Annotated in this window: 9 protein-coding genes and 1 pseudogene; 7 read left to right on the top strand and 3 right to left on the bottom strand. The window is 46.2% G+C overall.

What is annotated here, in order from left to right:
- Positions 1-352 precede the first annotated feature (352 nt).
- Positions 353-475: a hypothetical protein gene (locus ACZND6_RS11875; RefSeq protein ID WP_300817013.1), complete on the top strand. Its 123-nt coding sequence runs from the start codon at positions 353-355 to the stop codon at positions 473-475.
- A gap of 133 nt (positions 476-608) precedes the next feature.
- Entirely contained in the window at positions 609-2,036 is a 1,428-nt protein-coding gene (locus ACZND6_RS11870) for an MATE family efflux transporter (RefSeq protein ID WP_293738398.1), read from the top strand.
- A gap of 79 nt (positions 2,037-2,115) precedes the next feature.
- Here the strand turns inward: ACZND6_RS11870 and ACZND6_RS11865 are convergent, their stop codons facing one another.
- Positions 2,116-3,642: a disulfide bond formation protein B gene (locus ACZND6_RS11865; protein WP_293738399.1), complete on the bottom strand. Its 1,527-nt coding sequence runs from the start codon at positions 3,640-3,642 to the stop codon at positions 2,116-2,118.
- A gap of 534 nt (positions 3,643-4,176) precedes the next feature.
- On the opposite strand from ACZND6_RS11865, the gene ACZND6_RS11860 reads away from it, so the two are divergent.
- The 5 genes and pseudogenes from ACZND6_RS11860 (at position 4,177) to ACZND6_RS11840 (ending at position 9,322) form a co-directional block, all read left to right on the top strand.
- On the top strand, positions 4,177-4,947 hold the full coding sequence (locus ACZND6_RS11860; protein WP_149879705.1) for a creatininase family protein: 771 nt from the start codon (positions 4,177-4,179) through the stop codon (positions 4,945-4,947).
- Between the two features lie 15 nt (positions 4,948-4,962).
- Positions 4,963-5,223 carry a hypothetical protein gene (locus ACZND6_RS11855; protein ID WP_149879704.1) on the top strand — a complete coding sequence of 87 codons (261 nt, stop codon included), beginning with the start codon at positions 4,963-4,965 and terminating at the stop codon, positions 5,221-5,223.
- 9 nt (positions 5,224-5,232) lie between these two features.
- Entirely contained in the window at positions 5,233-6,744 is a 1,512-nt protein-coding gene (locus ACZND6_RS11850; protein ID WP_293738403.1) for a sodium:solute symporter family protein, read from the top strand.
- A 312-nt stretch (positions 6,745-7,056) separates the two neighbouring features.
- A pseudogene (locus ACZND6_RS11845) lies at positions 7,057-8,473 on the top strand (molybdopterin-dependent oxidoreductase); the annotation flags it as partial.
- A complete protein-coding gene (locus tag ACZND6_RS11840) occupies positions 8,462-9,322 on the top strand; it encodes a molybdopterin dinucleotide binding domain-containing protein (protein WP_366143030.1) in 861 nt (286 codons plus the stop codon). The pseudogene ACZND6_RS11845 and the gene ACZND6_RS11840, both read left to right, overlap by 12 nt.
- A 70-nt stretch (positions 9,323-9,392) precedes the next feature.
- Here the strand turns inward: ACZND6_RS11840 and ACZND6_RS11835 are convergent, their stop codons facing one another.
- Together ACZND6_RS11835 and ACZND6_RS11830 are read right to left on the bottom strand one after the other, a co-directional pair.
- Entirely contained in the window at positions 9,393-10,553 is a 1,161-nt protein-coding gene (locus ACZND6_RS11835; RefSeq protein WP_149879701.1) for a UxaA family hydrolase, read from the bottom strand.
- Positions 10,550-10,864 carry a UxaA family hydrolase gene (locus tag ACZND6_RS11830; RefSeq protein ID WP_240141276.1) on the bottom strand — a complete coding sequence of 105 codons (315 nt, stop codon included), beginning with the start codon at positions 10,862-10,864 and terminating at the stop codon, positions 10,550-10,552. Before ACZND6_RS11830 ends, ACZND6_RS11835 begins: the two co-directional genes overlap by 4 nt.
- Between the last annotated feature and the right edge of the window lie 204 nt (positions 10,865-11,068).

Below are 11,068 nucleotides of genomic sequence, written 5' to 3'. Positions count from 1 at the left end.
AGCCTAGCTTCACAGCTTCGGCTCCAAGACTAAGTACCGGCTGTCTGCTCGACTTTACCGGGACAGGACTTTCACCTGCCTGTATATGTAGCGCCGAACTGACGCACTGCCTATATATTCTCAACCAACGTAGTCCGCCAAACGACAGCCTGAGGCTAGTCAACTAGAGGCTTTTTCAAGCCTCGGCCTTCAGGCCGAGGTAGTTGACTTCAACAAACGGTGTTTGAAGAGCAGGAAAATTAAGGAAAACTTGAGAATTAAAACCGTTGTTCTCAAAGTTTCTAGCGAAGGCTCAGGATTTTAGAAGAAAATTTTCCTGATTCTTTCCCCGAGCGCCCAGCTCAAGAACAAAATGGTTAACAAAAATGGAAGAGCTGAAGCTCAAGCCTACGATGACGACCTTGGACGTCGGATTTTGGGACCGATCGAGGCAAGTCCTCACCTGCCGGTTGTAAGACATTTGAAGCTGCCTTAACGAATTAACAGACCAATCAAAATTCAACCCGAGCTTAAATTGAAGCGACAAAAAGCTCTACAGCAATAAGGTCTCATAATCATTCCGCAATGTTCCTAAGGTGAAGAATGCTTCTAGAATTCGAGCTATGGCTATGAAGGATAAAAGAACGGAACAGCTGTTTTCTTTGATCAGAAACGGCGAACAATTAAATGTTTGGGACCAGATCGAACTCGTTTGGCGTTTGGGCCTGCCTGCGATTTTTGCTCAAATTTCTTTCGTGATGGTCCAATACATCGATGCGGCAATGGTCGGCCACCTTGGCGCGAACCCTGCTGCATCGATCGGCTTAGTGTCTTCCTCCCTCTGGCTCGTATGGGGGTTTATTACTTCCGTCACTGCAGGTTTTACGGTTCAAGTCGCACAAAGAATCGGCGCAAAACAATTCGATGAGGCCCGATCTGTACTCCGGCAATCATTGTTTGTCGGCGGCCTTATCAGCATAGCAATTGCTGTTGTCGGCGTTGCTCTTTCCCCCTATGTTCCGACATGGCTCGGGGGCGCCCCTGAACTGTATGCCGATGCTAAAACTTATTTCGCCATATTTTGTCTCGGTACCCCTGCCGCCTTCTTAGGCTTCGTTGCTTCAAGCATGCTGAGAAGCACGGGAAATGTGAAACTTCCGAGCATGATCAATATCGGGACCTGCTTCTTGGACGCCATATTTAACTTGCTTCTTATCTTCCCGACTGCCACTTATAAGATTCTGGGGCTCAGCATTACGGTTCCCGGAGCCGACCTTGATGTTGCAGGGGCTGCCTTAGGAACGATCCTGGCAGAATTGGTCAGCACGTGCCTGCTGCTGTGGTTTCTTGTCGTGAAGTCCGACAAAATTGCCCTCGCCGGCCATCCGGGCTCTTTCCTTCCTGAGATATTCTGTATGAGAAGAGTCCTCAGAATCGGTTCGCCTATAGCTGTTGAAAGAATGGCAATGAGCGGAGCGCAAATCGTGACGACGATGATTGTGGCCCCCCTGGGTCCTCTGTCTTTGGCAGCCCATTCTTTTGCCATCACTGCTGAGAGTTTGTGTTACATGCCGGGTTACGGAGTTGCTGATGCAGCATCCACCATCGTAGGACAAAGCATCGGGGCAAAACGGCCGGATATGGCAAGAAGATTTGCCAAGATCAACGTCATCATGGTGATGGTCATCATGTCGGCTATGGGCGTAGTGATGTACTTAACCGCGCCTTGGATGATCGGTTTTATGACCACCAATCAATCCATTATCGAATTGGGCTCCAGCGCCCTACGAATTGAAGCGTTTGCCGAGCCGATGTTCGCCGCTGCGATTGTAAGCTGCAGTATTTTTGTGAGTGCCGGATTCACTTTGTTCCCAAGTCTTATGAATTTAGGGAGCATGTGGCTCATTCGTATTCCCTTGGCTTACTACCTGGCATCCCGAATGGGATTGGATGGTGTCTGGGTTGCGATGGCCTTTGAATTGTGCTTCAGAGGTGCGATCTTCTTATTTGCCCTTTCAAGGTTTGATTTTTCGAAGCGTCGGGGTATTGAAGATTAACAGCCTTGTCAATAGGCAGAATACCGGCGTTAAGCCGGCATCCTTTAAATCAAAGTGAGATTGATTTCAAATTCGGTTATCAAAATTTCAGGGTAACCAGTACGTTCCTATTGAGAACCTTAAAGCCGTCTTTATCCGCGATAAGGCCGCGAACATCGTCAAGAGACTCAGGGAGAGCGAAAGCCCTATCAATCATCTCGTCCTTCGGATCAATCTCAAAGATACAGTTGAAGTTTTTACTCACCGCAAACAGTTTTCCTTCATACATCGACAAGCCCGTGACGTAAAGTTCACCCAAACTTCGTCCTTCTTTCAGTAGATTAGTTTTAGGGGTAAATTCTCCCGATGTCACCATGTCTTGCATGAGCTGTTTACTAATCACAAATGTTTTGTGGTCACGGTTATTCGGAACGGTTGCCATATAGTTATATTCGCCGTCGGAGGCAGCGCTCATGACATGATGAAACTTAGAGCGAACAGTGTCCACACGGCCGCGTCCCAGAGCCAAGAAATGATCTTCTCCCTTAACAAAGTCCGAGTACCTTCCGATTAGTTGTTTGTCCGGATCGTCAGTCACGTTCTTTTCAAACTTCAGGAAGCTCTTATTAGATCCCATCAACAAGTACTTGCCGTCTTTCCACGGAATAAGGCCAACCGTCGGATCGATCGTGGCAGAATACAAAGGATCCATCTCAAACTCATCGACCAACTTGAGATCGGGGGTCAGGAAGAAAACATTGTTTTTAGAACTGACAACGTATTCTCCGTTGATGAAAGTCAAACTATTCAATGGCTGACGAATTCCGATCTTTTCTTCTGAAACAATTCGAAGTGCTTTCTCTGTTTTCAGAGGTCCCTCTGACGCTTTGTGGTTGAACGAAATGCCTAGCTTCTCTGCGTTTGGAGCAAATGCGAAATCCGGAGCTTTCACATCTCGCTTACCCAAGAAACTGATGGTTTTGAAATGTCCGTCCATTCCTGAGCTGGTATGAATAATATGTTTCGGATCCCAAGAGAACCGAATCGGATCACCCTGACCATAGTTAGGAGGAAATCCCGTCGAAACAGCAGCCTGAAGGCAATTAGAAGCGAGAACAATAGCAGATAGGAAAAAACAAAGTTTTCCCCACCAATTCAGGGTGCGCCAATTATTACCGTTTTCGCTCGCCGGACCTAATACTTTAGGTGCAAAAAAGAACATAACTCCGAGAAGAATAATGACGGCCCAAAAAACAACCTCAGCCCAAAAATATGTATGAGCACCAAGGACCATTAGGCCAAAGCCTTGATCCAAATCTCGGGCTGAGTGCGGAGCGATATGACGGAAAGATTGCCAAAGACCCACACCGGTGAAAATAAAGAGAGAGGCTATGTACTTGGGTTTAAATCCGTAACGAACAATGAAAAAAGCACACAGCGCAATGAAAATCATCGCAATTCGCTGTCCCCAACAAAGCGTACAGGGAGAATCGCCGAGGATATACCCGAAAACCATGTTGGCAATGCCGACCGGAAAAAGAAAAACAATGGTTGCCGCAGTGCAGAGAAGGAAATAGAAGAAAGTGCCTCTTGAGGTATCTAAAGAAATATTTTTGTTTTCTGACATTCGATGTCTCCTACAGATTCATGTTGCCTAACAGAGCACCGGATGTATGGCCGACATATAGGTAAATCATAAGAAGCCAGCCAAGCCACATGGCAGTAAAAGCCCAACTCTCTGCTTTGGGTCTTAGCCATATAATCAAAAGCGCTATAAAAGCCAAAATTAGTTGTAAAAATTCCATTATTTTTCCAATTGTGATCGGTTCATCCCAGAGACAAATATCAATTTAACGAGGCAGATAGATGGGAAACCTAAGCCAAAGCATTTGTCTCAAACACTTTCAAAATATCCTGATCACTCCATTAGGGATTTCAAAAGTCAGGTGAGTTTAACAAAAATTACACCTTTACATGTAAAGAGGTTTTTTGGCCTTTAGGAAGCGGGATGTTTGAGAAGGTTGTCCGTGAACATGTTCACACTTTAATTACTGCTGATTAACTCTTTGTATGTCACGCAAAAAAGCTATCAGTACCTCTTAATTTACTGTTTCCCTTCATTAAATTATTAATAAGAAAAACTCAAACCTAGGAGACAAAAATGAGCGCTTGGCTGCAAACCAAAAGCTGGGAAGAAGCAAAGGAAGCAATCGCCAGATCCAAAGGCGTTGCTATTGTCCCGATCGGAAGTGTGGAACAACACAGTTATCACCTTCCATTAGGCACGGATACTTACGTCGCAATGACTATAGCTGAGGAAGCAGCGGAAAAAACCGGTGCAGTCCTGACTCCGCCAGTTTGGTTCGGCTGGAGTCCCCATCACATGGTACTACCGGGGACCGTCACAATCCGACCCGAGGTACTGTCTGAATTGACCTACGACATCATCGAATCCTTGAATGCTCACGGTCTGAATAAGATTATTCTGATCAACGGTCATCGCATCGTGAACGTTGTTTGGATGCAGATCTGCGCACAGAAAGCTCAGAGCAAGCTTGGCTGCACCGTCAAGATTTTTGATCCGGCTTATATGAGCAAGGATATTGTGAAGGAACTGGGCTTCGGTCCGGTCGGACACGCCGAAGAAGTAGAAACTTCTCATATGATGGCTCGCTATCCGGACATGGTTCATTTAGAAAAAGCGATAGACAATCCAATCAAAGATACTCCTCTTTATTCTGTCGATCCGACTTACGAACATGACACACTTTGTTATGTCCCGAGTACGCTTGAACACGCGAAAGCAGCAGCGAAAAAATCCGGCGGTTGTACGGGTGAACCTTCTAAATCCGACGCTCGCCGCGGACAGATCTATCACAACCATTTAGTAAAGAACTTGATCGCTGTCGTTGAGCAGCTTCAAAACGCTTGATCCAAGGAGAACGTTATGAAATCTCTCGGACACAAGCTTTTCTATGCAGTCTTGATCGTCAGCGTCCTTATGGTCAATCCGCCGATTGTCTTTTGGTTTAACGACTATTGCGTAGAACATCCGCTCTTATTGGGCTGGCCAACCATGTACATTTGGCTTGAATTCTGGTTCTTAGTCATGATTGCCGACTTCATTATTGCTGCCTACAAACTCAAAGCGTGGGATTGTCGGCAGGACCAAAAACCCATCGTGCCCGTGCAGCGGCCTGAACTGTAGGAGGTCCAAATGAATATCGGATTAGTGATTTTAGCCGTCTATATCGCCGTACTTTTAGGTATTGCGCTTTATGCCTCCAAAAAAGATAAGAAAAACATCAAGGACTTTGCCACAGGCGGTGGGCTTGGCATTTTCATTCTGACACTGACATTCTCAGCGACCTACCATAGTGCTTATGCCTTTATGGGAGCCGGCGGATTCGCCTACAAAAACGGTATCGGCTGGTGGTGCAACGGATTATGGACAGTTCTTCCAGGCGTCCTCTTCTGGGTTTGGGGGCGGCGCTTTTGGTATTTAGGCAAGCGTTACGGTTATTTGTCTGTATCAGACTACGCCTCTGACGTATATCAATCGAAAACCGTAGGCATTCTTGTAACGCTCATCACGATGATCTTTACCATCCCGTATGTGGCGATTCAAGCCATTGGATGCAGCTACATTTTCCAAACGATCTCCGGAGGCATGCTGAGCTACACCGTTGGAGCATTGATTTTCTTTGCCATCATGATCGTATTGGTCTGGTTAGGCGGGATGAAAGGTGTTGCCATCACCGACGCCGCTCAAGGGGTATTTATGTTCGCCGGCCTACTCGGCGGTTCGCTTTGGGTTATCCTTGCAAATTTCCCATCCGTTGCAGATGCCTACCAAGCAGCGTTCTCTCATACGCCGGAACTCTTCACAATGCCGGGGCCAAACGGCGTCGTAACCGCTCAGGACTGGGTTTCTCGCTGGATCGTCATTACATTCGGCATGATGATGTTCCCGCAGGTCACCTTGCGCTTTTTCGCCGGAAAAAATCTTAACGTCATGAAATGGTCAGCCGTCTTCTCGTCTATCTATCTGACGATGATTTACGTATTTACGCCTTGCGTCGGGATGATCGGCCGACTTTTAATGCCTGATATCGCAGCCCCGGATACGATTTTCCCGGAACTGCTGCTTAAATACACTCCTGCTGTATTTGCTGCACTAATCATCAGCGGAGCTCTCGCAGCAGCCATGTCCACCGGAGATTCTCAGCTGCACGCAACTTCTACGATGGTCGCGACCGATATCTACAAAAAATTCGTGAACAAAAAGGCCAATGAAAACACGCTCTACAACGTCGCAAAGATCGGTGTTTTGATTATCGGTTTGGCATCGGTTGTTTTTGCATTAACTCGCCCAACAGCCCTCGCTGATCTGTTGGTACTTTCTAACGGCGGAGTTGCCGTCCTTGTTCCGGCCGTTATCGGCGGTTTGTACTGGAAGAAAGCAACCCGCGAAGGAGCCATCGCTTCGATCGTTATCGGTGAAATTTGCATGGTATCTATGACTTTTATCTTCAAAGTCTCGCCGTTCGGATTTTCGGGTGCACTCTGCTCGATGCTTATTTCTTTGATTATTTTCGTTAGCGTTTCGTTTATAACAAAACCTCAAGCGCACACTTCTGAAGTTATTTCTTCAATTAATAGTTATTTTGCAGAAGATAAAGCTGTAGAAGAAACCCAAAACAATCAAGGCGCTTTAGTTATTGATTAAGAAAAAATATATTTTTCTAATTGAGCTCTCTAAGATCAATTCATCTCAGAGAGCTTTTTTCTCAATTAGTTTTGTAATAAACGATGAGCCGAGAATCAACACCCGCTAATAATGAAAATTAACGCCAAGAATTTCTTGTTTTTATAGACTAAATGCCTAATTTTTGGGTGAAAAGCTATTCAAAAATTAAGGAGAACCCCAAGGCAACTTTAGTTAAGAATCTTTATCATTTACGGAAGTCTCTCCCCAAAAAATGAGACCTCTCCCTTTAGAGGACACAATTTATGACTTCTATTTCTAGACGTTCTTTTCTTGCCGGAGCCGCTTCCTGACCTTAGCCTAACAGAGACTTTCTCTCTCGGAAAATCTCCGCTAAACGAAAGATCATGCATTACGGCATGTCACTGGGGCATCGTCCGTCCTCAGGTTCGCGGCGGAAAAATGGTGGCACTTCACCCGTTTGAGTACGACTACGCGCCTTCTCAGAATATTAACGGTCTTTGCAATTTGCCTTATTCTACCTCACGAATCCATTATCCGATGGTCAGGGAAAGTTACTTAAAAGATGGTCCCGCCTCTCGAGAAAAACGCGGCACTGACCGCTGGGTAAGAGTTTCGTGGGATCAAGCGTTAGATTTGGTCGCCAATGAGATGAAACGTATTTACGCTGATTTCGGCCCGAGCGCGATGTTCAGTCGTTCTTACGGTTGGATGTCCAGCGGTAAGGTCAATGCGGCCATAAATTTGCAGCAGCGCTTACTCAACCTTTGCGGCGGATTCATCCAAACCACTAACAGCTATTCAACGGCAGCCATTGGCCGTATCTTGCCCTATGTGGTCGGCATGTCGGACCCCACCTCCACGAGCTGGGATAATGTTCTTAAAAACAGTAAACGTGTTGTCCTTTGGGGAGCAGACCCCCTCGTCACAGATGATATTGATTGGGTAACTACTCTGCATAACGCTGCCGGTTACTTTAGAGCCCTCAAAGATTCCGGCATCAAAACCATCTCCATCAACCCTATTGCTACAGACACCGCAGAATATCTCAACAGTGAATGGATTGCACCGATTCCGGGTACTGACTGTGCATTGATGCTAGGCATGATCCACGAGCTGGAAAAGACCGGGAAATGTGATCACAACTTCATCAATAAGTACACCTCCGGTTGGAAAGAATTCAATGCGTACGTCATGGGTAAAACTGACGGTATTGAGAAAACTCCTGCTTGGGCATCCAAAGTGACAGGTGTCCCTGAATCAAAAATCAAATCTTTAGCACACGAGCTTCAAGAAAACCGCACTATGATCATGATGGGCTGGGGGATTCAGCGCATTCCATACGGCGAACAGCCCCATTGGATGGGTTTTGCCTTAGCATCAGCCTTAGGACAGATCGGATTGCCTGGAGGCGGGATAGGGACAAATTATCAATATTCAAGCGGAGGATCCCCTGCTGCTTACGGTCCTTTTGTCGGAGGCGTGCCTGCTTCGGTCGAACCTGTCCTTCCTTACAACAAGGCCTGGAAAGGCAGCAAGGTAATCCCTGTCGCCCGCTTTGTAGACTGCTTCCTGCATCCAGGAAAAACGATCGACTTCAACGGAACAAAGGTCACTTATCCTGAAGTTAAGATGGTAATGTGGGCCGGCGGCAACCCAGTTCGAACACAACGATATTACCAATATCGGAACTTATTCCAATGACGGTATCGTTGCGATGCAGCAGGCAATCGAGCCTCAATATGAATCTAAGCCCGACTATTGGATCTTCAGTGAATTAGCCAAACGAATGGGGTGCGGAGACCAATTCACAGAGGGAAGAAGCGAAATGGATTGGATTAAGTTCATTTACGAGCAGTCCAGGAAGTTCGGAGCACAGATGGGAGTCAAGCTGCCATCCTTTGAAAACTTCTGGAAGAAAGGCTACTTCCTCTCTGACGTGCGTCCGCAGGAAAGAGACTATGTTGCATTCGCTAATTTCCGCAAGGACCCGAAGAGAAATTCTCTTGGTACGGAAAGCGGCTTAATTCAGATTTACAGTCCCAAGATAGCAAGTTACGGTTACAAGAGCTGTTTAGGTCATCCGAGTTATTTAGAGCCGACCGAGGGCCTCAATACACCTAACAAGAAATATCCGCTTGCATATATGGCCTGTAAGAGTCGCTATCGTATGCACAGCCAGCTTGACGGTACTTCCAACCATGATTTTGCAAATATTTTGAAGCGCGAACCGATCTGGATCAATCCGGAAAACGCAAAATCACTCGGTATTGAAGACGGAGATATCGTTCTGGTTAAAAATGACCGCAGTGCGCTACTAGCTGGTGCTTATGTCACGGACAGAATCAGAAAAGACACGGTTGTTGTTCATCACGGTGCCTGGTATGAGCCCGTCAAGATGACTGACGGCACTTTATTGGACATTCATGGCAACTCCAATACATTGACTATGGATATTCCTACATCTGATTTAGCTTGCGGCAATGTTGCCTCTTCAGGTCTTGTCAGCGTAACTAAATACACAGGAAAACTGTCGGAAATCAAAGTCTGGGCTCAGCCTGAAACTGTCAATCAATAACCACATTTACTAATCAGACGCCCGGCAACTTGCCGGGCGCATTTTTTAGTCGTCCATGTTTTTTGCAAAATTAGATATAACGGCAAACATGATCAACAGCGATATCAGAAAAGCCTAAAGCCTCTGCTTTTGTTACCTTGCCGCCGGCGACTTCCAACACTTCTTTCAGGATTCTCTCCCCGGCCTGGTTAATCGTTTCTTCTCCCTCCAAAATACCGGAAACATCAATATCCATATTGTCTTTCATTCTTTCCGCAGTCAATGGATTTCCAGTAACTTTAATTACTGGAGCTAGCGCATGGCCGGTCGGAGTGCCTCGGCCGGTTGTGAAGACCACAATCGTCGCGCCCCCGGCGACCATACTCGTGACAGAAGAAATGTCATACCCTGGCGTATCCATAATGAGAGCACCTTTCTTAGTTGGCCTCGCTGCTTCTTGGAGAACCTCGGAAACCGGACGAGTTCCTCCCTTATGGATACAACCGAGACTTTTTTCTTCGATTGTCGACAAACCGCCAACTTTGTTACCGGGCGTAGGCTGGCCGGATCGGCAATCTTGCCCAGCTAGGGCGAGATGTTTTTCATACTCTTCACAGATACGAATAATCTGATCATGAATCTCGGGTGTTTCCCCGCGTTTGGCGAGAACATGCTCAGCGCCTATGAACTCAACGGTTTCGCTCATCATCGTTGTGCCGCCAAGATCATAGATTTTGTCGGCCATACTCCCGACTGCCGGATTGGACGCAATCCCACTGGTTGCATCCGATCCGCCGCATTCGATCGCAACAAAAAGATCTGAAGCATCACACTCTACTTTTTGCAGCTTGCTTGCCTCTTCAACCATTTTCCGAGCCGCCTCAACGGCAAGAGCTGCTGTTTTGATGGTTCCGCCTTCTTCTTGAATTCCGAAAGAAACGACCGGTTTATCGGACAACATGCGGATTTTTTCTGCGAGCTCTCGATGCCCGACAGTTTCACATCCAAGTCCAATAACGACAACTCCGAAAACATTAGCGTTTAGCGCAAATCCTGTCAGCACTCGCTGAGTCATTTCTGTATTTGCTGTGACATCAGAGCAGCCGACATTGATAATGACGTTTTTAGTCCCTAGAACTTGAGAAGCAACCACACGGCAAGTTTCTGACGCGCACGCGCAGGAAGGAAGAATGAGAACGTGATTACGTACACCGACAGAGCTGTCTTTTCGTTTGAAGCCTAAAAATTTCATTTGTATTTTCCTTTTAATACGTACTCTTCAGCGTAGGAACGCGGCTGGCTCGCGATATTGAGATGATTCACCAAAGTTCCTTTAGGAATGAACGCAATCGCTTTGCCGATAACTTCGCCATATTTAAAAATTTCTTCTCCTTCTTGGATATCGATTAACGCGATCTTGTTGCAAAAAGGAATGGAACTTACTGCATTGATGAAGCTTCTGGAACCATCGGAATCAATGACTTCGACTTCTTCTCCAGCTTTGACTTCTGAGGTACAGACAGCGGTGTTGTCTTTTGAATGAATGTGAAGTGCCTTGGACATTTGAGCCTTAATTTTTAGTAGAAATAATGAGGTTGATTGCTCAGTCATTTTAAAACTGACTAAAAAATCTGAGATCTCCGTGTTTTTATCTAGTCCTAAAAAGAATCTCTGGAACCCCGGTAGTTGTCAAGCACTTTAGGATAAAGTTTTTCTTTAGTCTTGCGAAGCAAGACCTGTTTCCATATTTTTTTTGGTTGTCTAGGT

The organism is Parasutterella sp. (assembly GCF_057870745.1).
Note: the sequence above shows the minus strand (reverse complement) of the source record. Positions and strands in the feature narration are given on the sequence as shown.